17 protein-coding genes are annotated in these 24536 nt (G+C 69.7%); 9 read left to right on the forward strand and 8 right to left on the reverse strand.

Annotated elements, in window-relative coordinates:
• Positions 1 to 130: 130 nt before the first annotated feature.
• Positions 131 to 1177, reverse strand: a complete 1047-nt coding sequence (locus tag ACFWAR_RS00110) for a hypothetical protein (protein WP_385771974.1) — start codon at positions 1175 to 1177, stop codon at positions 131 to 133.
• A 543-nt stretch (positions 1178 to 1720) separates the two neighbouring features.
• Between ACFWAR_RS00110 and ACFWAR_RS00115 the strand changes: the two genes are divergently transcribed.
• The 3 genes from ACFWAR_RS00115 to ACFWAR_RS00125 all read left to right on the forward strand — a co-directional run bounded on the left by ACFWAR_RS00115 (position 1721) and on the right by ACFWAR_RS00125 (position 4118).
• Positions 1721 to 2212, forward strand: coding sequence for a hypothetical protein (locus ACFWAR_RS00115; RefSeq protein WP_385771975.1), 492 nt, complete (start codon positions 1721 to 1723; stop codon positions 2210 to 2212).
• Between the two features lie 768 nt (positions 2213 to 2980).
• On the forward strand, positions 2981 to 3430 hold the full coding sequence (locus ACFWAR_RS00120; RefSeq protein WP_385771976.1) for a transposase: 450 nt from the start codon (positions 2981 to 2983) through the stop codon (positions 3428 to 3430).
• 142 nt (positions 3431 to 3572) lie between these two features.
• A complete protein-coding gene (locus ACFWAR_RS00125) occupies positions 3573 to 4118 on the forward strand; it encodes a ferredoxin (RefSeq protein WP_385771977.1) in 546 nt (181 codons plus the stop codon).
• A gap of 1686 nt (positions 4119 to 5804) precedes the next feature.
• On the opposite strand, the gene ACFWAR_RS00130 is transcribed toward ACFWAR_RS00125, so the two are convergent.
• The 4 genes from ACFWAR_RS00130 to ACFWAR_RS00145 all read right to left on the reverse strand — a co-directional run bounded on the left by ACFWAR_RS00130 (position 5805) and on the right by ACFWAR_RS00145 (position 9526).
• Positions 5805 to 6179, reverse strand: a complete 375-nt coding sequence (locus ACFWAR_RS00130; RefSeq protein WP_385771978.1) for a DUF6009 family protein — start codon at positions 6177 to 6179, stop codon at positions 5805 to 5807.
• Positions 6176 to 7702, reverse strand: a complete 1527-nt coding sequence (locus ACFWAR_RS00135) for a phage/plasmid primase, P4 family (RefSeq protein WP_385771979.1) — start codon at positions 7700 to 7702, stop codon at positions 6176 to 6178. The genes ACFWAR_RS00130 and ACFWAR_RS00135 overlap by 4 nt, the downstream gene beginning before the upstream one ends.
• A complete protein-coding gene (locus ACFWAR_RS00140) occupies positions 7699 to 8802 on the reverse strand; it encodes a bifunctional DNA primase/polymerase (protein WP_385771980.1) in 1104 nt (367 codons plus the stop codon). Before ACFWAR_RS00140 ends, ACFWAR_RS00135 begins: the two co-directional genes overlap by 4 nt.
• Before the next feature lie 475 nt (positions 8803 to 9277).
• Positions 9278 to 9526 (reverse strand): hypothetical protein, encoded by a 249-nt coding sequence (locus ACFWAR_RS00145; RefSeq protein WP_385771981.1) that lies wholly within the window; start codon positions 9524 to 9526, stop codon positions 9278 to 9280.
• 193 nt (positions 9527 to 9719) lie between these two features.
• Between ACFWAR_RS00145 and ACFWAR_RS00150 the strand changes: the two genes are divergently transcribed.
• A complete protein-coding gene (locus ACFWAR_RS00150) occupies positions 9720 to 15776 on the forward strand; it encodes a hypothetical protein (protein ID WP_385771982.1) in 6057 nt (2018 codons plus the stop codon).
• A gap of 129 nt (positions 15777 to 15905) precedes the next feature.
• Here ACFWAR_RS00150 and ACFWAR_RS00155 read toward each other — a convergent pair whose 3' ends face one another.
• From ACFWAR_RS00155 to ACFWAR_RS00165, 3 genes are all read right to left on the reverse strand, one after another.
• On the reverse strand, positions 15906 to 16310 hold the full coding sequence (locus tag ACFWAR_RS00155; RefSeq protein ID WP_385771983.1) for a hypothetical protein: 405 nt from the start codon (positions 16308 to 16310) through the stop codon (positions 15906 to 15908).
• Between the two features lie 84 nt (positions 16311 to 16394).
• Entirely contained in the window at positions 16395 to 17099 is a 705-nt protein-coding gene (locus ACFWAR_RS00160; RefSeq protein WP_385771984.1) for a hypothetical protein, read from the reverse strand.
• A gap of 1190 nt (positions 17100 to 18289) precedes the next feature.
• Positions 18290 to 18772, reverse strand: a complete 483-nt coding sequence (locus ACFWAR_RS00165; protein ID WP_385771985.1) for a hypothetical protein — start codon at positions 18770 to 18772, stop codon at positions 18290 to 18292.
• A 425-nt stretch (positions 18773 to 19197) separates the two neighbouring features.
• Between ACFWAR_RS00165 and ACFWAR_RS00170 the strand changes: the two genes are divergently transcribed.
• From ACFWAR_RS00170 to ACFWAR_RS00190, 5 genes are all read left to right on the forward strand, one after another.
• Positions 19198 to 19398, forward strand: coding sequence for a hypothetical protein (locus tag ACFWAR_RS00170; RefSeq protein WP_385771986.1), 201 nt, complete (start codon positions 19198 to 19200; stop codon positions 19396 to 19398).
• A gap of 577 nt (positions 19399 to 19975) precedes the next feature.
• Positions 19976 to 21136, forward strand: a complete 1161-nt coding sequence (locus ACFWAR_RS00175; protein ID WP_385771987.1) for a ParA family protein — start codon at positions 19976 to 19978, stop codon at positions 21134 to 21136.
• Complete coding sequence (locus tag ACFWAR_RS00180) at positions 21133 to 22401, forward strand: ParB/RepB/Spo0J family partition protein (RefSeq protein WP_385771988.1); 1269 nt, start codon at positions 21133 to 21135, stop codon at positions 22399 to 22401. Before ACFWAR_RS00175 ends, ACFWAR_RS00180 begins: the two co-directional genes overlap by 4 nt.
• A gap of 799 nt (positions 22402 to 23200) precedes the next feature.
• On the forward strand, positions 23201 to 23503 hold the full coding sequence (locus tag ACFWAR_RS00185) for an NADAR family protein (protein WP_385771989.1): 303 nt from the start codon (positions 23201 to 23203) through the stop codon (positions 23501 to 23503).
• Positions 23504 to 23902: 399 nt separating this feature from the next.
• Entirely contained in the window at positions 23903 to 24394 is a 492-nt protein-coding gene (locus tag ACFWAR_RS00190) for a hypothetical protein (protein WP_385771990.1), read from the forward strand.
• Positions 24395 to 24536 lie beyond the last annotated feature (142 nt).

Below are 24536 nucleotides of genomic sequence, written 5' to 3' on the forward strand. Positions count from 1 at the left end.
CGCGCAGGGGGTGGAGACGGTGAGCCGGCCCGCGAGGGCCGTGCCCGTCCTGCGGGTGATCGTGCGAAAGGGGCCGTGCGCGTGGTGCGCACGGCCCCCCTTCCCGTAGTCCTGTGATCAGGACGGGGTGTTACGCGGTCGGGCGACGGCGGCGGCCGGTGCCCGCGACCAGGGCGGCGCCCATGGCGAGGGCCACGCCCGCGCCACCGAGGGCCCAGGAGGTGGCGGCGTCGGCGCCGGTCTCGGCCAGCTCGCCACCGGTGGTGTTGCCACCGGCGCTGTTGCCGCCGTTGTGGTCGACGATCGGGGTGGTGGTGCCGCCGTCGGGCTTCGGGTTGTTGGTGTTGCCACCGGTGTTCCCGTTGCCGTTGCCGTTCCCGTTGCCGTGGTCACCACCGGTGTTGCCACCGCCGTTGTTGCTGCCCGCGGCCTGGAGCTGGGCCCTCTGCATGTCGTCGTTCGACACGATGTGTTCGCCCTCGACCTGGCTCCAGCCGACGGTGTGGAAGCCGAGCTTGGTGGTGGGCGCACCCTTGGCGAACGAGATCCGCAGCTTGATGTCGAAGACGTCGCCCTTGCCGATGGCGCCGGAGCCGATGGACAGGCCGTACGCCTCTTCGGAACCGTAGGCCTCGAGCAGCTGCCAGCCTTCGTTGTCCTCGTTGTCGGCGAGGTACGCCTCGAACTTGATCTGCTCGCTCGTGAGGTACGGGCCGTTCGTGAAGAGGCTCAGGCCCAGGGCGTAGTCCTTGAGGTTCCCGCCCTTGGAGTTGTCCACGTGGAGGGTGAAGTTCTGCGCGGCGCCGCCGGCGGTGAAGCTGGCGGGCAGGCCCTTGAGGGTGAGCTTCGGGCCGTTGGCGACGGGGATCTCGTCGCCCTCGGAGAGGTCCTTGCCCGTGTCCACGCCCGGGGCCGGAGCCGGGGCCGGAGCGGGCTTGGCGTCCGGGACCGGCGGGACGACCGGGGCGACGACCGGCGGGGTGACGGGGACGACCGGGGCCGGGGTCTCGGCCTTGTCCGTCTTGTCCGCGACCGGGGCGGCGTCCTTGGTGAGGTCGGTGTCCGGGGTCGTGACCGCGGTGTTCTTGACCTCGTCGGCCATCGCCGGCGTGGCCATGAGGACCGTCGGACCGACCACGGCTGCGGCGGCCACGACGGCCATGCGCTTCAGGTTCATTGGTGTGTAATCCCTCCCGTGTGGCTTCGGGCATGACTGCCCGTCCCCACCCCCAACATCTTTTTGAACACGCTCAGACTAATCGTTCTTTAGACAGGCTTTACCCCGGGGTAGGTTACGAATCGACACACGGGCCTTGAGCCGGTCGCGAGGGCCTTCGTGTCGGCGGCCGCCTACGGTCGGCCGAGCCTTTCGCCGTGCGGCGGTCAGTGGGAGCAGATGGCAGGAGAGTCGGCGTCGGCACCGTGCCCGGCGGGGGTGGTGCGGGTGACCGTCCGGTGTGGTGCGACGTGAGCCGGGCCGGCTCGGCGGGTAGGCGATCCACTCGTTGGCGACCCGGACTCCTACACCCATCTGGACAGGCCCGGATCCAAGACGAACAAACGGCGAGGTGGCGGGGCGGATTCGGTCCGATGGCGGGCCGATCGGCGAGCCCACGTCGACGACGGACGCCGGGACCTGGCCATGAAGGTGGACATCGGCGAGATCCGCGACCCGTACGGCGACAAATTCGACACGCATATCGAGTAACCGGAGAACACGATGCACCTGATCCTCGATCCCCCGAACGGCGTGGGTCCGCTGCGTCTCGGCATGGCCTTTGACGAGGCCGTGGCCGCCGTACTGCCCTGGGGGGAGCCACGGGTGATCGGCGGGACCCCGAGTCGGCCCAAGAGGCGCGCCCTGGGGTCCTTCGACGGCGTGGGCTACACCGCGTTCTTCGACCGGGACGCGTACCTCGACGCGGTCGAACTGTGGTGGCCGGGCGAAGGAAAGGCCTCGGGCACCCGGGTCCTGCTCGACGAACACGAAGTGTTCACCGAACCCGCCGAAGAGATCCTGCGGCTGGTCCGCGCACGCGGCTGGACCGCGACGGCCGCGGAAACGGAGAGTCCGGTCGTACCCGGCGTCTCACTGGGATTCACCCGCCAGACCTCGCAGGAGGTCCCCCGAGACGCGGCCGGACTCCCGCTGTCCTTCACCTCGGTCCTCGTCGCAGGCGTCCACTACTACGGCTTCCTCACCACCACCTGAACCTCTCGCACACCGATGGCCGCTCTCCCGGCTGCATAGGTGAAAAGGGCGGTTCTGGCACAGATCATGGGGAGCCGTCGCGGAGCGTGACATCGTCGTTCGATTGCGAGGGCCTGGCTCGTACGAGACGGCGTGCGCCTTGTGGCCTGACGACCGGAAGTGACGCTCCCTCAGGTGCATTCCGTTCGCTGCCGTGGTCGGCGGTGGGCGGTGATGGTGCTGGGCATGCAGACCGACGCACCGTTCTGGGACTCGCTGGTGTTCGACGGGATCGACGAGGTGGAGGTCGAGGCGGTCACGGCCGCGCTTTGTGATCCGGCTGACGGTCCGGCGCTTCATCTGTGGGGCGGCGGACTGTCCGCGTCGGACGTTCGCCGAGCCGTTCTCCCGGTTGGCCGCCCCGCACGCACGGTTCACTACGCGGCTCAACCACGCCCTGGAACGAGTGGGGCTCGCGCTGGCCGGGCGGGCCGGCGCTCGGCTGACTGCCCAGCAGGGCTTCGGCGCGGGAAGGATGACCTTGTTACGTAGGGTCATGGCCCTGCCCGATCCAAGCTTCAGCACTCCGCGGGTTCTGGGCGTGGACGACTTCGCGATCCGCCGCAGCTAGACCTACTCCACCGTCCTGACCAGCGTCGAAGACCACCGCGTGGTCGATGTGCTCCCGACCCGTGAAACCGGGCCACTGGCCGCCTGGCTGAGGGATGCACCAGCGTCACCCGCCTCCACGGTGAACTCCGCGCCGACAACGCGCCCGTCACCTACCAGATGGTTCGCGCCCACATCGCCACCCTGCGCACGGCTCCGGCCGGGGTGCCGCCCCGCCCGCCGACAGTGCGGCAAGTAGCCGGCTGGCTCACCCGGCACCCCACCGCGCCGAGCGAGGACAACCGCGCCAGCCTGAACGAAGTCCTGGCCCGCTGCCCCGAACTGGACACAGCCGCCGGACATGTCCGGGACTTCGGGGAGATACTCACCGACCGCCTCGGCTCCACTCTCCCCACCTGGATCAACGCAGTCGACGCCAGCCAGTTACCCGGCCTCACTGGCTTCGCACTCCACATGCTCCGGGACCTCGACGCCATAACAGCCGGCCTCACCCTCGACTGGAGCTCCGGCAGCATCGAGGGCGCCGTCAACCGCATCAAAAAGATCAAGAGGCAGCTCTACGGCCGAGCCGGATTCGAACTACTCCGAAAAATGATCTTGCTCCAGTAGTTCCTCGCGCCAATGCGGCTCTGTTGTTGGTCGCCACCTTCGAGGCAGAGCTCGGTCGTCCAGACCCGACAGGGTGCTCACTCGGTGCAGCCACAGCTCAGGCTGCGACTCTCAGCTCTTCGGGCAAAAGTACGATGCTCCCATGACGCTCTACTTCGACGCGGCGGCAGTGCTGTTCCAGGTGCACCCGAGCTGCAACGGTCGCTGGGAGGACCGCCTGTGGCTCAACGTCCCGGGGCCGGTGTACGGCGCCGAGACCGATAACTGCGCGACAGGTCGACTCGAAGCCCCGCGTCACATCCACTACGGCGGTCAGTACTTCACTGAGTACGTATACCGCCAGCCGCGCACACCGGACGAGGTGAAGGACGTCCTCAGCGCCATCGAGGCGGACCCCATGGACGGCTATGCCTGGGACGGAGACAAGCGGTGGACACCGGAGTTGGTCCGGGAATGGTGGCGGGACCGGGAGCGGATCCTGGAGTACCTGAGAGACCAGGTACACGAGTGGGAGCGGTACGACCGGTGGATCCCGAACCAACGCGCAGTGGAGGGTGCCCTGGACTTCACGGCCTACATCGCTGGCGGCACCGACTCCGGAAGCCTGGAGACAGACCTGCAGATCTACCTCTACTGGCTACAGGAACGCCGCTCTCCCACCTCAGCCGACCGACTGCCCGAGCTCTAGACCGATACACACCGACTTACCTAAAACAGGACAGCAGCACCACAACCTCACAGCCACCACAAGTCGGACGACGGGACCCGAGACCACGGCAACGAGAAGTGAGGCTGAACCGTGGCCCAATCGAACGCAACCATCACGCTCCGCGTCCGCTCCCCAAGATCTGTGCCAGAACCGAAAACGCGGAACGAATGTCGGCCAGAACGGCTGGAGATTCGGACACCGATTCGACGCATCCACCAGGGGAGGTCTTGGGGTGCGAAGGGATTGTCGAGGGTGCGGTCGAGCACGTGTTCGTCGGCGGGGCCGATGACTGTGCTCAGCTCGCGTCGTGCCCTGGGCCTCAGGGCACGGAGTGTGATCTTCAGCAGGGTGCGGACGTGGTAGTCGCCGTTGCGGAGGTCTGTGGCATCGCGTTCATAGAACGGCTCAAGGCCTCCGCTTGGCAGGCGGACAGACGTGTTCCAGCGGCGGAACGCGTGCGCGACTTCATCTGCGGGGAGGCCGTGGCTCCGCTCGAAGGCGGCGATCGGCCTGTTTGCCGAAGCGGACGGTCCGCGGATCACGGGCGCCCGCCGATGGTGTGTTCGGTGTTGCGGGAACCGGGTCCTGATCTCGCCCGGTGACCGGCGAGGCATGAACACTCCCAGGAGAAGGCAGTGGGTCGGCCGACCTCAGGACTCGTTGGCTGTGAAGATCAAGCCCGGGGGCTGTTCAGCTGACCGGCTGTTGTGCGGCCCGGGCTCGGGCGGTCCCCAGGGCGCCCGTTGCCTGGGATCCGTGGGAGTTCCAGGCCCTGTGCGTGGAAGCGTTCGCGACCTCCTGGCGGGCCCGGGGCTTCAGTCCGGTGACGGTCGACAACGACATCGGCCTGCTGGAGCGGACGTTGAAAGCGCTGGGGCGGCCGGCTCGGGGTGTCACGCCCAAGGACTCGGGGTCCGACTCGTCTGCCGCGTGCGCGAGTTCAACGCCTCGCCCCGCACCAGGGCACCGTCCGTAGCCGCCTGCGATACCTGATGGAGCCGGAAAGGCCGTCCGGCCACGCACTGTTTCAGCCCGCACGCCCTGCGCAGGGGATGCGCGACCCACGACTACGAGCGCGGAGTGGACCTGGTGGCCATCCAGCAGCTGCTCGGTCACTGGACGGTCACTGGACGGTCAGTTCGACCAGGAGATACCTCCGGCCCTCGGCCACGTTCGTCGAGGACGCGTATCGACGCGCCGTGAGCAGCACGCTCGGCGAGCTCACCGGAGAGGAACCCACGCCGTGAACATCAAGTGGAAGCTGCGGACGCCGCTGCCCAGCGCGAAGTCTCAACCGGAGCCCAGTCGAGGCTGGTCCTGGCCTAGGAGGCAGGCCTGGAACTGTCCTCCGCGTCGCTGTCGGCCCGGAGCCGCCGGAGGTCGGCGAGGCTCCCGTAGTCGCGGTTGTGTACGAGGCTGGCGAGCCAGGCCCGTCAGGGCGGCGCCGCTCCCGCTCGTCGCGCCGCTCTCGGGTCCCGATGAGCGAATGGCTGCGCCAGGCCCCGTACATGCTGATCGTCCGCGGCATCCTGCGATGCGCCGGACCGGCCGACGTTCTCGTATCGGCGCAGGTCACAGGCTTGCCGTCCGGGACGCAGCGACTGAAGCGACCCAAGGTTGGACATGGTCCCACGACTTCGGTCGAGGGAGGGAGCCGTGCAGGCGTCAGGTACCGGCGGCCTGGACCGGGCGTTCCGAGCGTTCCGTCTTGCGGCCCTTGCTGCCCGCGGTCAGGGTGGTCGGGTCGACCGCTTCCGCCGGGGCGCCGCTCGCGTAGAGGCCGTCGGGGACCGTGTCACGGTCGTGGGGCAGGAGCCAGAAGACGCGGCGGCGGAAAGTGCCGCTGGAGCGCGAGGGCTTGGCCTGGGCGCCGAGCTGGGCGTAGCCGACGAGGCGCCCGTCGCGGTGGTAGGCGGGCTTGCCCCGGCGCGTCGGGAGCCGGTCGAGGGACTGGCGGACGTAGTCCAGTTCGGTGACGTCCTCCAGCCAGACGAGGTCGACTTCGTGCTGGATCTCGTCGTCGGAGATGAGGGAGCTCACGCGTTCTCCTCCTCTGCCAGCAGGCCGATGCCGGGATAGTACTTCTTCGAGTTAGACAAGATCATTTCTTTGGGTGAGGCCAGGCCCACGAGCTCGCGGGCCCGTGCCGCGAAGGCGCGGGAGGAGACGGTGGGCGCCCCCTCATTCTGGCACCAAGTGCGGTAGACGCTGTAGAGGCGGGCCTGCTCGGCCCTGTGGTCGGTGTGGAAGGTGCAGCACTCCTCGAAGAAGCGGCCCGTGTGGTCTTCGGTCTCCGCGTACGCGGTGGTCGCGATGCGGACCGGCGCGGGGCCGGTGAGGTCCTTCTCGCCGGCCAGGTAGCGGCGGGCTCCGTCGATGAGCCAGGCGAGGATGCCCGGGCCTTCCTCCGTGACGAGGATGTCGGCGAGGTTGTCGATCTTCCGGTCGTCGGAGACCACCTTCTCGAACGGGACCAGGCGCATGCGGCGCCAGAACGCGAAGCCGCCGGTCCCGACCTCGGGCCGGTGGTTTCCGATGAGCCAGAGCTTGTGGGTGGGCGCGAAGGAGAAGAAGTCCTGGCGCATCCGGCGGGCCTTGATCCGGTCGCCGCCGGTGAGGAGCTTGACCCGGGCCTCGTCGAACTTGTCGCCGGGCTTGACCTCGGAGCAGACGATGACGCGTCGGCCGTGGAGTTCGGCGAGCTCGGTGGGGTGGCCGTCGAAGGTACGGGCCATCAGGAAGCCGGGCGGGGCGGCATCGGCGTAGTCCCCCAGGAGCTTCATCAGGACGTCCAGGAGGACCGACTTGCCGTTCTTGCCCGAGCCGAAGAGGAAAGGCATGACCTGGGCGCCGACGTCTCCGGTGATGGAGTAGCCGAGCATCAGGTGCAGGAAGTCGATCATCTCGCGGCCCTCGGCGTCGTCGCCGAAGGTGTCGGCGAGGAAGCGGTCCCAGCGCGGGGTGGGCTGCGAGGTGGGGCCGGTGGACGTCGAGCGGGAGTGGAAGTCCTTGTCGGGCTGCGGGGCGCGGATGAGGCCCGTGTGGAGGTCGACGATGCCGGCCGGGGTGCACAGGGCGTAGGCGTCGGCGTCGAGGAGTTCCGCCCGCAGGACCATGCCGGGGGCGGACTTGGCCTGGGTGAGCATCGCGTTCATGCCGGAGGTGCTCAGGGCCCGGCGGCGGTGCTTCTGCAGCGACTGGTTGCTGTGGATGCCCCGCGGGTCGGTGGTGGCGATGGCCTCGGCGAGGTCGCCCGCAGCCCAGACGACCGTGTCGTCCTCGTCGATCTGCCAGCGGGTGGTGTCCCAGCGGTACCAACCGAGCCCCGGCACGTGCCGGTAGTCCCCCGAGTAGAGGCGGACGAACAGCTTGGCGTTGCCCCGGTCGCTGAGGGTGTCCGGGAGCAGCCCGGCGGGGGTGGCGTGGTCGAGGTGCACCTGCTCCCCGGCCTGGGCCGGGACGGGCGCGGTCGGTACGGGCGGAGCCTGGGCCAGGATCTGCGCGGCGACGGCCTCGGGGTCGAAGTCGAAGAGGAAGTCGTCCGTTTCGGATGCGGGACTCACCGGCGGCCTCCAAGGTGCAAGGGGCGCTCGGCGCCTGCGGTCATGCCACTGCGGACGATCTGGTCGATGCGGTGCGTCTGACCCGGCCGGGCGGCCTCCGCAGCCTCGCGCAGGGCGAGCGCCGCGGCGGATTCGGTGAGGTGCCCGGCGGCGACCAGTCCACCGAGGGTGTACGCCGCCCGGTTCAGCTTCTCGGTGAAGGCGGCTCCCTCATGGAGCCGGCCACAGGCGGCGACTTCGGACAGCAGGGCGGCGAGGAGCCGGGAGGTCTGGTCGCCGCCCCCTCCGGCCGCCAGGACGGCCTGCCGGGCCCGGGGCGGGACCGGCCGGGGCGCCGGGATGTGAGGGGCCGGCAGGTGCCCGGTGCGCTGGAGCTCCTGGGCCAGCCACGCGGGCAGCGGGGCGGGCTGGCGGACGTCGCCGACGGGCATGTACGTCCCCGCGCCGGTGGTCGTCCCGGGGGCGATGATGTAACCGCCGTGCGCCCGTACGTCGACCTGCCAGGCGAGGCCCCTCTTGCCGGAGCCGGTGGAGCACTGCCAGCGGCGGCCGTCGGTGGCCCGGTACCAGACGTGGAGGCCTCCTGAGGGCGTGCGCACGCGCAGGGTGGAGGAATCCTCCGCCGGGGACGACTCGCCCCGGAGAGCGGCGAGTACGGCCAGGGAGTGGTAGCCGGTGGTCAGGCCCGACAGGTCGATGTGGTCACCGATCGGGATCCCGGGAAGGGCCTTGTCCCGCTGCGGGGGCTCCCCCTCGTGCGCGTCGATGTCGATGACGACCAGGCCCGCAGGACCGCAGGCCACGCCGACGCCGAGGGCCGGGTTGGCCCCCCACCACTGCTGGATGCGGTCGTAGTCCAGGGTGGCCGCGTGGAAGCCGTGGCACCAACGGCCGGCGGCCAGGCAGGAGCAGCCGGTGGAGGTGTGTCCCGGGGCTGCGCAGTCCCGACAGTTGGCGGCCGGGGTCTTGCGTCCCGGGGCCAGCGGGTGGACGGGCCAGCCGTTGCTGGCGCACCACCGGGCCAGGCGGAGAGCGGCGACGGGACTCCCAGGGGTCGGGCGCCCTGAGTCGCTGCGAGAAAACCGCAGCTCAGCGGGCATCTACTTCCCCTTACAGCGACTGAAGCGACTCAATAACGAACACAGCCTAGCGAAAGCGGCCGGGCAGCGTACGCAGCGTGTCGCACGTACCTGCCTCGGCGTGTCGTCGCGTGTCGTCCTGGGACCCGTCCCTCAGGTCCACCCCTGGGACCCGAAGAGCCCCATCAGCGACCGAACGCGGGGGCCCAGCGACCGAGGCCGTTCGGTCGCTTCAGTCGCTGTTCAAGAACCTGCAGGTCACAGCCCTGAGAGACAGTCAACAGCGACTGAAGCGACTGAAGCCTCCTATATATGACGCACACGCGCACATGTGAATGTCCTCATATACCGGAAGTTGAGTCGCTTCAGTCGCTGTTTCATCGGCCCTAGAGCTCTGACCTGTATGTTTAGCAGCGACTCAAGCGCAGCGACTCAACTCCGACTGGGTCGCTGCGCTCAGGGAAGGGGCCCGGACGGCACGTCCGGGCCCCCGCGATCAGCGACTCTGCCCGATGAGGTGGTGGAGCACGGGGACCGCGACGCCGGCCGAGGCCAATCCCTGGAACAGGGCCCCTGCCACCGGGACGCCGCTGAGGAGCGTCAGGCCCCCCATCACCAGGCCGACCACGAAGGCGACCAGCAGGACGACGGCGGTCCGGAGGGACAGGAGCGGCGTGGGCGAGGTACCGGGCGCCTGCCGGCCCGGACGGGCCGGAGAGGGCGAGCGGGGGACGGATCCGGACATAGGGCTTTCTCCCCTTCGTGATGCGTCCTCGGCCACCACGGCTCCGGCACGCCTGGCCATTGCCCCCCGTCCGGGGGCTTTCCGGCGAGGAGCCGCGGGTCGGGCGGTCGCGCTCGCGCACGCCGTGGTTGTGGTCCCGGTTTTCCGGGCACTTTCCGGTCCGGACGGGGCATCGGCACGAAAGGGGGCTGTCGTGGCAGGTGCCGCTTCGGCAGAGTTCCAACGGGAGCTGACGGCTCTCCACCGGGCCGCGGGCAGCCCCACGTTGGGATCGCTGGTCAGACTCGCCCGTGAGCAGCGACCGCCGGCGGCGGCGTCCACCACGAGCATCAGTTCCTGGCTGACGGGCAAGACGGTACCGGCGCCCGCTTCCCGGGCCTTCTACCTGGTGCTCGTCTCGCACCTGCAAGAGCTGGCCGGAAGGGCGTCGCGCACCTACCGCCGCAGGACGGACCACTACTGGATCAAGCTGCTCGAGAACGCGCGCTGCGAGAAGGACAGTCGGCGCGGCGGCCGGCCGGGTTCCGCGCCCGCCGCGAGCGGCGCGCCGGACCCCCGCCACGATGCGGCCCTGCGCAGCTATCTGGCCTGGGTCGTCGACGTGACGCGGCGGATGCCCGTGCGCGGCCTGCACGTGGCCTCGGGACTGGTCGAGCTCGAGCTGGAGCGGGTGTACGTGGCCCTGAAGGTCGACACCAGCAGCCTGCGGGAGCGGGCGGCCGCTGTGGACGCTTTGCGCATGGAGCTCGACACGCGCCTGGCCGGTCTGGACCTGCCACCCGAGGAAGTGGAGCGCCGCCGCTGGTACCTCTACAGCGACCTTCCGGTGGCCGACTACCTCGGGACCGCGGACCGGCTCTCGGAGCGTCTGGTCGAGCCGACGACGGTCCTGACGATCGACGAGCTCTACCGCCGGGAGGTGGCCGCGGTGATCCTCGGCGACCCGGGCAGTGGCAAGACGACCGTCGTGCGCTGGCTGGCCCTGGTGCACGCCAAGGCTCTGCTCGACGGCGAACCCTGGGCGCGGGTGACCTCCGAGCGGGTCGACACCACCAAGTCGGCTGCGGCGGAGGTCGTACTGGGCCGCCCGCTGGTACCGGTCCTGGTGCGGGTCGGCGAGTACGCGGCGGACCGACAGCACCGTGCCCTGCAAGGCCTGCCGCCGCGCGGGCTCACCGAGTTCCTGGGCCACCACACGTGGGACGGGCGGTGCCCCGTCTGGCTGACCGACAGCGGGGAGCACCGGGCCAACGAACAACTGCCCCGGGAAACGGTGGCGGACCTGCTGACCACCGCTCTGCGCCGGGGTCAGGCCCTGGTGGTGCTCGACGGGCTGGACGAAGTGGCCGCGGAGGTGCGGGAGGAGACCGCGGCCGCCGTCAGCGAGTTCGTCCGTCTCTGGACCGGTGGCCCGGGGCCGGACCCGGACGGCAACCGGGTCTTCGTGACCAGCAGGATCGCCGGCTACCACCTGGCCCCGCTGCCCCTGCACCTGACGCAGGTCACCGTGGAGCGGATGACCGATCGAGCCCTGCGGGTCTTCGTACGGAACTGGATCGCCGAGATCGCCGGTGCCGTCAGTGAACCGCGGTCCCTCCTGACCGATCCCCTCGCGGCGGCGAACGGCCTGCTGACGCTTCTGGCCGCCCCCGCCAACCGGCATGCGCGGGACCTGGCCAGCAACCCGCTGCTGGCCAGCGTGATCGTCAGCGTCTTCCTCAACGGCGGCGGCAGCCTGCCGCCGCAGCGCGTCGAGTTGTTCGACGCGGCGGCGGACGCGCTGATGCAAGCCTGGAAGCGCCGTCTGGGTGGGAGCTTCTCCAGCAGTACCTACCAGTCGATGCTCGCCGCCCTGCCCGCCGTCGCCGCCCACATCCACGCCACCAAACCGAACGGCGTGATCACCTGGACGGAGTTCCGTGCGGAGGTTCTGCGCGAGATGGCCCGGATCGACGGCACCGGCCCGGAGCGTCCCCACCCGCTGCTGCAGGCCCGCGTCGACACCCTGCTGGAGGCGATGCGCACCGAGGTCGGCCTCCTCGTGGAGAGCGGGCCCAACGCCTTCCGGTTCTCGCACCAGACGTTCCAGGAGTTCTTCGCCGCGCGCCATCTGGTGGACGAAGGCGCCTGCCGGCTAGAGCGGCTCGTCGCCAGGCTGGCGGATCCGCGCTGGCGCGAACCGATCCTGATGGGGCTCGCGCTGGTCAACTGGGAGTCCGCCGACCTCGTCGTGGTGGTGCGGGAGCTGCTGGCGGTGGACGGCAGGCTGACCGAGTTCTTCCCCGACACCGGGCTGCTTCTGGCGGCCGCGGTGCTCCAGATGACCGAGGTGCCGCCCGACGCGGTCCGGGCGATCGTCACGACGTTGGTGACCGGCTACGCCTCGGCGACGCGTGGTCGACGGCTCTCGAAGACCCGTGATCTGATCGACTCCTGCGTGGCCGCGCTGCGCGAGGACGGATACGCGTCGGCGGTCGACGAGGCCCTGGTCGAGGCGTTGGCGGAGCCCGCCGAGAGCGGTCTACCGGGAGCGGCGGCCGGGATCGTCGCCGCCGTCGGGGCGGTCACGCCACGCCTCGCCGAGGCACTCGCCGCCGCGGCCGACCGGGACGACCCCGACCTCGGTCATCCGATCACCGTGGCACTCGGCCGCATGATGCCGACCGGGGAGGGCGGGCAGCTGGATCGGCTCCCCGCGGACCGGCTGCCGGCGGATCGACTGCCCGCGGACTGGCGCTCCGGCCGGCTCAAGATGCGGGAACTGCTCCTTCGCTCGCCCGAGGACGCCCAGCGGGTGGCGGCCGATCCGCTGTGGCAGTCGCTGGTGCTCTGCCTGTACGGCGGCCAGCCCGACCTGGGCGCCGCCGACGCGCTGGACGAGTACTACCGGATCAGCAACTTCCTGCAGCAGGACGAATTCCGGCGCTCGGGGTTCGCGGAGTACTTCGGCGAGACGTGGCGCTCCGACGACCCGAACCACACCATGGCCGTCCACCTGGACAACTACGGCCACAGGAGGCGGTGGTCCCAGCGGCCGCGTTTCGTCGTCGAGGCGATCTGGCGCGACTCGCGGCTGACCCGGTGGATCCATTCGGCGCTGCAGCGCGACGACCTGCGCGGACTCACCGACTTCTTGACCGGCCGGCAAGGCTCCGCGGACCCGCGTGAGGCCGCCGACGCCACGCTCGCGCTGTGGGCGCTGGGGCACGAGCAGGACGCGTTCCTGTCGAACGGCACCGCCGCGGCTCACGTGGCCTCCGTCCGGATCTCCGCGCTGGCCGCCCAGTTGCGCGACGCCACGGTGCGGGCCGCGCCGGAGGCGGTGCGGGACCTCGTCGCGGCCACCGAGCGGCTGCCGACCGCGGAATGGGACGAACTGCGCCAAGCACTGACGTCGACGCTGATCGAGGCGGGCGCCCCGCCGATCGAGTTCCCGGAACCGGGGCTCCTGCCCGAGAGCGCGCAGGTCTCCGTCCTGGCCTACGAGTTCACCCAGCACGTTCTCGGATACGGCGATGACCTGCTCCACCACGCGGTGAGGTTCGCCGATCGAACGAGCTGGACCCGGTTCTCGGCCCCCCGGCTGGTCGCCGCGCTGTACGACCGCGGTGCCAATCACGTCGACGGCTACCGGCTCTACCACTACTGGTGGCCGGCCGATCCACTCCGCTTCACGGAGGACGACCTGGTGCCGTCCGCCGTTCTCGATCAGATCCTGCGTCTGCCCGCACCGCTGTCGTTCTCCCCCCACTGGCTCTTCCGTGACGTGCTGGAGCCGCTGATCAACGGTCACCCGATGCTGCCGGAGGCCCTCGCCGTGGCGTGGAGCAGCACCTTGCGGCGCGATGGCGACGCCGCGGAGACGCTGTCCCTGTTCGACGCGGAGCTGGCGGTGACCTCGGACCCGTACGGCCACCTGCGACGACTGGCCGACGAGGTCACCGACCCGTGGTACCGGAGCCGGGCATGGCTGCGCCTGGCCGAGATATTTTCCGCCCACCGGGCGACGCTGGTCGACCTGGTGAGGACCTCGGTCGACCGGGTCGCCGAGCAGGACCGGGGCCCTGTCCGGGCCTTCCAGCTGGCCGAACGGATCGCCCTGCTGACCACGACGACGCCGGAACGGGCCAGCGCGCTCGAAGAATGCCTGCGCCGCGCCGACGCGGTACCCAAGGACCACGACGCGGCGACGGCCCTGCTGCGGCTCGCCCGGTTCCTCCCCGCGCCGGACTGCGATCCGGTGGTCCTGAAGGCGATCGACCGGGCACTCCGGCCCGACGACCAGATCGGCCGGAACATCCTGCGGCAGGCGCTGGCCGAATTCGGGGACCGTCCCGCGGTCCGCGCGGCCGTCGGGCGGGCTGCCGGTGGGGCGACGGCCGCGCCGGCGGACCCCGGCGCGATCCTGCGGCGCCGCCTTCCGGTCCTGGTCCGTGACGACCCGCAAGCCGCCCAGGTCTGGGCGCCGGTGGCACTCTACGCCCGGGCCCTGGAAGTGGGACGACGCAGGAGGACGGCGGAGATGGAGCGTGCCTGGGCCCGGCTGGCGCAGGCACCGGACGCGGAGGCGGTCGCCGGGGTGCTCGCCGTCCACGACTACGGACTGATCGACTGCCGGGTCCCCGTGGCCCGGGCCGTCACCGCCGCGGCTCGGGCCCGGGGCGTCGACCTCGACCCGGTCCTCTCCCGGCTGGTCCGGCTCGATTGCGCGGCTGAGCCCCTGGTGACCGGCTGGCTGACGCACGGGCATCCTCGGCTACGTCAGCTGGCCGCCCTCCTGCTCGCCGAGTACCACCGGCTGGACGCCACCACCGTCGTGCCCCTCAGCGAACTCCTCACCGATGACGACGATCTGCTGCGCGGCCGAGCCCTTGAGATCCTGGACACCGCGATAGAACGGAAGACCACCCACGACTCGGTCGCCCGCCTGGGGCCTGTCGCACTGGAGCACCTGGCCGCGTTCGCCCTCTCCCAGCGCGGTTACGAACCCTCGGGCGCCCTGGTCATCACCTGGCACCTGTCCGGTCTGCTGCACGACGACCCGTCCGCCTTCCGGCGCTGGTGCGCCGCCGTGGACGTCGGCGGCCCTGACGCCGAAGTCGCCGCGTTCCTACTGAAGAACATTCTCCCCACGGACGACCGGGTCTTCGAGGAACTGTTGACCCAACTGTCCACGGCAGGTCCGGCGCTGCTCGCCGTGCTGGTCAACAATTGCGTCCAAGCGGTCCACAGCAACGCGCGGTCCGGGCAGGAGGCCACCTTGGAGCGCGGCTCCCCGCGCTGGGAGCGGTTGTACGCCACCCTGTCGGCCGTCGATGCCGACCTGCTGCGCGAGCAGCGCTTCCTGGTCGCCTCTCCGAGCGACGTGCTGGCCGCCGTCCACTGCGCCTTGGAGGAGACGGGCGGGGTGCTCGACGAGCGGTCGGTCGACCGCGCCTCCGCCGCGTTGTGGCGGTCCTGCGGGACCGACCTGGGCACCGCGCTGGCCGACGCGGCCGACGCGGCCGCGGCCCACGCGCGGGTGTCCCGCATCGGCGCCCAGTTCTTCCACGACTCGGCGCTGAGGAACAAGGAGACGCTGGGCGCCTATCGTGAGCTGAGCGCGTCGGTTTCCGGCGGTCACCGGCCCTGGCCCGACCTGCTGGTGCGCTGGCTCTGCCGACTGCTCGCCGAGTCGGCGGTGGACGAGCCCGGCCGCTGGGTGCGCGGCGACGCTCTCGTGGCACTCCAGGCGATGGCCGTCACGGACGCCGACATCCTGCGCCGGCTGCCGGAGAGCGAAGCCCTCGGCCTGTACCTGGCCGATGTGCTGATGTACCACAACTCCTATCCGGGCCGGGCCGCCGCCGCGGAGGTACTGGGAGTGCTGCGGACCGGATCCGGTCCGGTGCTGCGGGCGTTGGAACGCGGGCTGCGGGACGTGACGGTCGTGCGTTCGGCCGCGCTGCGCGCCTACGGTGCCCTGCGCCTGATCGACAAGGAACTGGTGGACGACCTGGCCGAAGCGCTGACCGGGGCGAGCTCCGTCACCGCCTGGGCGGCGGCCCGGCTGCTGTCGATCATCGGCGAACGGGCCTCCACCCCCGCGAAGGTTCGTGACCGGATCATCGACCTGCTCGCCGACGCCGCGCGCGATCCCCGTTCCCGGCGCACCGTCTACTTCTCGTACATCGCGACCCCGATCCCCCAGCTGCCGGAACTCGACGACGCCGTGGTCGAGGCGCTGCGGCGGGTGTACCGCATCCAGTGAGACACATGTTCTGGGCTGTCCGGACCGGGGACCGGTGGATATAGTGACCGGACCATCTGTTACTCAGGCGCGGAAGGCCCCCCACCTCGGTGGGGGGCCTTCCGTCTTTGCTTCCTGCCGTCGCCCCGGTCAGGCCACCTGGAGCTTGGGGCGGCCCGTGGGGGCGGGCGGGGCTTGGTGGTACGCCGGCAGCTTCAGGTTCGGCAGGTCCCCCGCCTGGATGCGGGTGAGGGCCGAGCGGAACGCCGCCTCCATGGCTTCCGGGCTCTCGTACTTGGCCGCGAGAGGGTGCAGCCGGTAGGAGTTGCCGGTGCGTTCCTCGCTACGGGGCCGCAGCACGATGTTCAGGTCGCACAGCGGCGCCATGAGCCCGCTGACGGCCTGGGGCGTGACTCCGTACTCGGCCGCCATGTCCTTCTGGCGGACCGGCAACGTCCCGCCGAAGCCGCTGCGGGAGACGAGATACTGGAGGAACTTGACGGCGGACCCTGACAGTGGCAGGGCCCAGATGCGCTCCGCGACGATCGGAGACATGACGTTAGCCATGGGAGGACAGCCTTCCTCGTGAACGTTCTGAACATTCTGAACGTTCGCCTGTGTACGGGCCTGACAGCGCTATCACCCGGTTCGCTTCCTTCCGCCAAAGCCGTCCTCTGCCCCGAAGTCGAGGTCCAGCTCCTCCTGATGGGCGCCTTGCGGCCCCATCGCGTACGGGAACGCTTCGGGGTCGTGCTCGTGCTTCTCCGCGATCTCGGCGAGCACTTCGTGCTGGGCGGTGCTGTTGCCGTGGAACCACAGCCGCACGTTGATCTGGATCCGGCCGTTGCCGGCCTTCTCCACCCAGTTGTATCCGCACAGCGCCTGCACGGCACGGTTGACCGTGGAGCGCGTGATCATTTTGCCGTCCTTCTGGGCGGCGATCCTGTTCAGTCCGTCGGTGATCTCCTGCTGCGTGTACGGGGTGATGCCGGTGCCCGGCACCTGTCCGCCGGCCACGAAGAGGAAGACGCAGAGCTGGGACTTGGTGATGCTGTTCGCGACGGCGAGCTGCGCCAGGAGCTGCGTGAACCAGTTGCTGGCCAGGCTGTATCCGGCGCCCCCCGCCATGTCGTGGACGGCCCTTGGGTCCGCCGCGTACTCGAAGTGGACTCCCTTGAGCCGACGTCGGCCGCCGGGGTCGGTGGCACTGGCCACCTGCTCCCCCAGTTGCTGGCCGAGTACGGCCAGGATGTCGCCGTACTCGGCCTCGTTCCCCGCGTGGGTGGGAACCGGGACAGGCCGGGGCCCGCGCTGTCGACGACGGGCGGGCGGATCAGATGTCACAGGACCTCCTTGTTACTCAGGCGGTCCGAGGGTATCCAAAAATCAACGTGTGCTTGTCTTTTGCCGCGTCGGCGCGCCGGAAGTCGTCGCGGCGTGAGGTCTCGGGGAGGTGCTGTTCGATCCCGACACCGAAACTACACGAGGCGTGAAGTTATTTTGCGAACAAGCGTCAGAAGTACACGCCTCCTTGATTTTCGTGTGTCGCCATGACAGCATATTCGGGTGCCCCGGTGTTCGATCGGAGGGGGTGGATCGGGGCGGGGCTCAACTCTCCGACCTGCGAGGATCCGAGGTCGACTCGCCCCCATGGAAAGTACACAACTGCTTTAGTTTTCCGCGGAATGTGCTCGCCAGGTATACATTCCGGAGAACCAAATGTGTCCTGGGGGACACATGGGTTCCGGCAAACCCGCAGGTCAGAGGCCCAAATCTGCGGCGCCCTCTTACTAAAGAGCAACGTGGGCAACGGCATCAACGAGCACCTGGGGCGCCCTCAAGGACGCATACCCAAGGTGCATCCCCACTGCACACATCCGCTCTTGAGTCGTTTTGCTGCCCGACCACTACGACCCCGGCCCGCATTCCTTCACCCACGCACGCACCTTCACCCACTCGGCGCTCCGCCTCGTCGAACTGCGGCGACCACCCCCTCCTCGGCCACGTCGGTGACCGGGTACGTGTCGTCGAGGCCCTCGTGCCCAGTGAGGGCGCCCAGCGCCCGAGGGGTGCACCGCCGACCGTCAGGGAGGTGGGGCAGGGCTCGAGGGTGAGCGGGTCCAGGGCGCCCGAGCGCCTGGCGAGGGGGTCTGGGGGGCGAGTAGCCCCCCATGCCGAGGCCGGTCCAGCGCGGCCGGGCGCTGGCGGGGTCCAGGGGCCGGCCCCTGGGATTCACGGTCCGCGGACGACGGCGGACAAGAACCCTTTTACCTCGCTGGGTACTCAGCACTCGATCCAAGCTCGGATTTCCGATGGAACGGGTGAAAAGCGACACCCAGAACGGCACCGTAGAAGCCCGATCTCGGTTGGGTGTGGGTGATGTGACCTTCCGCCGCCTCGCAGCCCGGCAGGGAGCCGCTCAGGGCGTTTTCATCTCCCCTGAGCAGCGTTCAAAGCCCTGGAACCCCCTGATCGGCTCAATTGTGGCTGGGCGCCCAGGTGATCGACCCCGGAGGCCAGGCCTCGGGGAGGGATCAGCGGGTCGGGAAGGAAGCGAGCGCGTCATCCCATTGGTCAGCCGCGTGAAGGAGCGCAGCCGTCTCCAGTCGTATGTCGACGGAGTAATGGTAGATGTCCGGTCCGTCGTCACCTTGCTGCCACGGTGGTGCTGCTTCCAGCGACAGGTGGACCCGAACCACCGCCCCACCCTCGCTCAGCTCGGCGAGGCTGAAGGCCAGGACGGGTTCGATGAACGACGTGTCCGGGGACACGTCGCCTTCGACATCGGGTCCGGTGACGGCCACCTTCTCCGCTGCCACCGCGCGCAGCCAGGCGGACACCTCACGCGCTTCGTCGGTCAGCAGACATGGATCGGCAAAGGACCGACTGCCCTCGTCGGTCGTCACCGAGCCGCCGATGACGAGCCAGTTGTCGTCGTATGGGTCGGTCCCGCCCAGGGGAAACCGATAGCGCAGCGGACGGAGCTCGACACTCTTCGCGTGATCATTCAGGAGCACTGCCACACCATGTCACGGGCCGTCCCGGAGCGGTCCACCGCAGGGTCGACCAGGGATGTCCTGTCCCAGATACGTCTGGGTGGGGCAAGTATCTGACCTGCGGTGCCTGGAGACAGGTGGGACGCAGGTTCTCGGCCTGTCCCAGATGTCTCTGGGCATCGAGGCCATGTGAAACGCCTCCGAGATGGCTGGACTAGGTCAGCAGCCGGATGGTGAGAGCCTGCACGTCGGTAGCGAGCGGTTCTGTGCAGTGAGCGCAGGTTTGCTGCAGCCGGCGGACGGTGTTGCTCTGATTGTGGGCAGTAGTGGCCGGCATACAGGCGGACCCAGCCAGTCAGTGCAGTTCCGGGCCGGTCTCGTTCGGCGTCGTGGAAGGGCGCCCACCAGTGGTGGATGAGGGAGCGAAGTATCAGTCGGTCCTGGCCATGGGTGACATCGAAGCCGCTTGTGCGGGTAGCAATGGGGTGCTCCGTTCTTCGGTCGCCTGTGCAGATCGCTCGCTCCTCTCCGTGTTCGAAGTGAGTGGTGCGCCCGGTGCGCTTGCGGATGAAGCAGTCCAGGCTGAGTTCGAGCTTCTTCTGCCAGTGCAGGTTGTGGAAGTGGTCGCCCTGGCGATGGCTTGTTAGTTCGGCGGTGATCCCGATGGTTCGCAGCACCGCACGATCTTCCCGGACGGACGGAACGCAGGGACGGCCTTGGGAAGGCTCGCCAGTCGGGTGCCGACTGCAGCGGAGCTGGTGGTAGGACGGCTGCTTCGATCCGCATGGCGGTCTGCCCGAGTTCGGTGAGGAGCCAGGACCGAGCCGTGCTCCGGAGCGCTCGTTCCTGTGGAAGCCGGTCGTTGAACTCGGCTTTGAACTGCCCGAACGACGTGTCGTTGGCGAGGGCGACCCTGCGCCAGTGCGGGGAGGCGTAGAGCGAGATCGTCTCGACGATCCCGGGACATATGGCGAGGTGTCTGCGGGGGTGGAACGGGCGGACTTGTTCGTTGGCAGGAGACAGAAGGCGGAGCAGTTCTGCCCGATCGCTCAGGCGGTAGCCGCGCCGGAAGAGGCTGTGCCAGAGGGCTGAGCTGTACTGGTAGCAGGCGTCCATCATGAGGACTCCATGTCGGCGCAACAGGTGGTGCCCGTCCAGGTCACCCGGCATCGTGCTCCGGTGTGGCGCTTCACCTTCCGGCCTGGAGGTTAGTAAGGTACCCACATGACCGCTCCATATGATCCGGAAGTCAGGGAAAAGGTAGTCGCCAAGCTGCCAGCGTCCCTGCGGCAGGAACTCAAGGTCCGCGCAGCCCAGTTGGGTGTGGACATCCAGGACGCCGTCACGGAGGGCATTCACGCCTGGCGTGCCGATGCCTCCGCGGCGACCCCGGTGGACACCTCCGGTGCCTCGTCGTTCTCCACGTATCTCCCCACCGGTCTATACGGAGACTTCAAGGAGGAGTGCCGGGCGCGCGAAGTCCCGTACAACCAGGGCGTCGCGCAGTCGATCCGGCTGTGGCTCGACACGCACCCCTCCCCCGCCGGCCGGCGACGGCCCTCCACCGAGGGTGCCCGCCGCATCGTGGTCTGCAACCAGAAGGGCGGCGTGGGCAAGAGCGCCATCAGCAACGGGCTCTCCCAGGCCCTCGCCGAGACCGGCGCCCGCGTCTGCGTCATCGACTTCGACCCCCAGGGCCACCTGACCCGGCACCTGGGTGCCGACATGCTCGGCATCAAGGAACCCAGCCTGGCCAAGCACATGCTGGGCGAGATCGAAGGCCGCGTCCGCGAGCTGCTCGTACCGATCGAGCACGGGGTCTTCGCCGGACGCCTCTTCCTCCTCCCCTCCTGCAAGGACGCCTTCCTCCTCGACGCCAGGCTGGCCACCACGCGCCACGTCCGGACGAAGGAGACCGCGCTGGAGAAGGCCCTCGAAGAGCTGGAGCAGGAGTTCGACTACATCGTCGTCGACTGCCCCCCGAGCCTCGGCTACACCATGGACACCGCGCTCTACTACGCGCGGACCCGCGAGGACGAGGCTCCCAAGTCCTCCGGCATCATCGTCCCGGTCCAGGCCGAGGACACCTCCGCCGACGCCTACGACATGCTCAGCGAGCAGCTGGAAGACCTGATCGACGACCTCGACATCGAGATCGCCCAGCTCGGCTTCGTCGTCAACCTCTATGACAGCCGCAAGGGCTTCGTCGTCACCTCCTCCCTCAACAGCTGGAAGGAGTTCGGCGACCCGCCGGTCATCACGGTCATCGGCGACCTCAAGGAACAGCGCGAAGCCGTACGGGTCAAGCTGCCCCTGCTGCACTACGCGCCGGACTGCGAGCAGTCCGAGGCCATGCGCGAGATCGCCCGGAGGATCTCGGCATGAGCAAGAGCGACCTCCTCGGCACCGGAGCCTCCTTCAGCAACGCCCGTCGCAGCGGCGGCCGGAGCGAGCGCGGGCGGGCCAAGGCCCTCGCGCAGGGCGACGTACCGGCGTACGAACTGATCCGTCTCCCCCTCGACCAGGTGTCCCCGACCCCTCTCAACCCGCGCCGGAACTTCGGCACGGACGAGGACAAGACGCGCTTCGGCGAGGAGCTGCGCGAGGCCCAGCTCTCGGCGTGCGTCGCGGTCAGCCGCGAGGCCTACCTGGGACTGTGGCCGGACCACGCGCCGCGGATCGGGGCGGTCTCGTACGTCCTCATCAACGGCGAGCGCCGCTTCCGCAGCGCGCAGCACGTCGGGTTGGAGGCGCTGGACTTCGTCGTGCGCGACGATCTGGCGGCCTCGCGGACCGACTTCATCGACCACCTGCTCGCCGAGAACCTCGAACGCGAGGACTTCGACGTCATCGAGCGCGCACGCGGTGTGCAGCAGCTCGTCGACATGTGCGTCGAGGACGAGGGCCGGGAGCACGGTGCCAAGTCAAAGGCGGCGGAGCGGCTGGGGCGTTCGCCGTCGTGGGTGACCAACCAGCTGGTACTGCTGGAACTGCCGGAGGAGATCCAGGGCCTGCTCAGCGCGGGCGAGCTGCCGGAGCGGGACGGGCGTCTGCTCGCGCGGGCGGCCAAGGATCGGCCGGGCGCTGGTGCGGCCGAGCTGCTGGCTTTCCTGAAGGAGAGCAAGCAGCAGGAGGCTCAGGTCAAGGCGGCCCAGCGGGTGGTGCTGCGGGACGCGGCCTCCGCCGTGGCGGCGCCGGTGCAGACGGCTGAGGCGAGCCCGGCCGGGGGTGTGCGGGCCGGTTCGGAGCCCGCCGAACGGGACGCGGAGCCGCCCCGACTTTTGTCCGCGGACAAAAGTCGGGAGCCGGAGCCGGAGCCGGAGCCCCGGCCGACGGCGTCCGCGGAACCGGTGTCGGAGGCGGTCGAGGCCGTCGAGGCCGGGGAGCCGGCTCGGGTGAGCCCCGCCCCGGTGCGGGCGTCGGCTCCGGAGCCGACGCCGGAGCCCGTCGCGGCGACGCCCGTTCAGGAGGGTGAGCGCGAGAGCGAGCAGGGGCCGGAGCCGGAGGGCGTCATCCCGCCTCAGGCCAGGGGAGGTGACACACACCCGGTCTCGTGGCAGGACCCGAGCTCCGTGTACGAAGCGATCTGGGCGAACATGTCGGCGAAGCACCGGGTGGAGCTGACGATGCTCCTGATCGATACCAACTGACCGACGGAGCGGCAGCTGTCAGCCGCCGACACATGCCGAGGGGCCCCCGCGATGAGGATCGCTTGCGGTGGGCTCCTCGGCATGAGGGCACATGGAGACCGGCGAATGACCGGTGTGCGCGATGGGGCCCGGCACGTCACCTCACCGAGCGTGGGGAGCGGACACACGAAGCCTGAGCTCCCGGCAGCGGTGCGTGAGGACCCGGAGGGCGTACTCCGACCTCTCTGACGGGGCGATTGAGCATCTCAGGGGGTCGGCCCGGGGGCATTCATCGGTCGGCCGGGCACTGCGTTCCGGACCCGACTTTTGTCCGCGGACAAAAGTCGGGGAGAACCGGAGCGTGCGGACACGGATTGCTTCGCGGCTCGGACGGCGGTCAGCCGGCCGGCCCGGGCGTCCGCACGTCCGTCGGCATGTCCGTGAGGTCAGCACCCGTGCGCATCCAGGACGACGGAACGGCCGGCTGGCGTTGGGGCTCAGGAGACGCGGAGCCGCCCCGACTTTTGTCCGCGGACAAAAGTCGGCGGACGATGGCCGGAGGGGCTGTCCGTTCGAAGCGGGCCATGTCCCAAGTCGGACGACGGAAAATCACGGTCTCCCGGGCGGGCGCTGCACCACAGTGACGGAATGTTCCTCGCCGTCCCGGTCTCGCGGCGGCGTTACGCGCTGTCGGACATGGACAGCAAAGGACTGGCCGCTGAGGGTCCTGGTGGCAGGGCCCGGAGGCGAGACCGGTCGTCTATCCATCGGTCACCCATGCCTATGGGTCTTGTCGGTCGATCAGCCGGAGGTCCGCGCCGTGATCGCGGCAGCGGACACCCCCGCCTCGGCACGTGAACTCGCGGCCGGAACACCGCGCCGCGAAGGCTGGGAGCACGCCCGCTCCGCCGTCATGACCGGCCTGCTGCGCGCCAAGTACGACCAGCATCCCGAGCTGGCCGAGGTCCTGTTGGCGACGGAAGACTCCACGGTGATCTACGACGACGTGGAGTCGGCCTTCTGGGGCGAAGGCGGCGGCCGGGGCCGCAACTGGATGGGTCGCCTCCTCGAACTGATCCGCTCCGAACTCCATGCCCGCCGAGCCGGTATCGCCGAGCTGTGACCGCCCGGGCGCGGAGCCGTCGGGGGACTGACTGACCGCTTGCCCATCTGCTCAGGGCGTCAGCGAGCCGTGTCCGGCCGGCCAGTACCGAGCCTTCGAAGACTTCGCCGCAGTGGGTGTCGTCACCGCAGCGATATGAGTGGGCTGCGCCATCAACTGCGTTGTGCGGGTGGGTGTAGGTCATACGGGCACCTGTGTCCTGTGTCCTGTGACCTGCGGTCTGTGGGGCACGGGCCGCGTTTCATCCGTGCGCGGAGGCGGCCGGTCCCGGACGACCTCACGGTTCCACGAACTCTGGCGCGGCAGGGGGCCTACGCTGACCGTCGGAAGGGAGGGGATGTCCGTGTCCGTCGCGTGGTACCGCGACGGAGCTTCGGTTGCAGGGGTGGCACGTCGGACGTGAGCTTGGGGGCGGAGATGCTGGAAGAGGGGCTCGTGGCGTTGGCCACGGCGGGCGGTACGGCTGTGGTCCAGGCGGCGGGGACGCAGGCGTGGGACGGGTTGCGGGTCCGAGTGGCCCGGTTGCTGGGCCGCGGGGACGCTGAGCGCGAGCGTGCGGAACTGGAGCGTCTCGACCGCACCGCCGGTGCCTTGGAGGCGCAGGGGTCCGCCGAAGCCGAGCGGGCGCGCCTGCGTCAGGAGTCCTCCTGGCAGACCCGGTTCGAGTCCCTGCTGGAAGACGCACCCGACGCGGAGCGCGAGCGGATTGCGGCCGAGCTACGGTCACTGGTCCAGGAGCAGGCCACTCCAGGCGGGGTGTTGGCACGGGACCACGGTGTGGCGGTCGGCGGCAGCGTGGAGGTCCGGGCCGATCACGGCTCGGTGGCCGCGCTGCGGGTGGGGGACGTGACGCTGGGAAACCCTTCGCAGCCGGGTCCGCCCCAGGGCTGAGCGGACCCGGCGTCACGCCGCCCACACCCAGCGCCGACCACCAGGCTGTCTCCGCCGAGCATGGCGGCTTCGCCGTCGGCCATGCCCAGCAGGTCGTCCACTACCACGCCGGCCATACGGCCGGGCAACACAGGCCCGCTCC

Origin of the sequence: Streptomyces sp. NPDC059917 (assembly GCF_042730635.1) — a bacterium.
Lineage (GTDB): Bacteria > Actinomycetota > Actinomycetes > Streptomycetales > Streptomycetaceae > Streptomyces.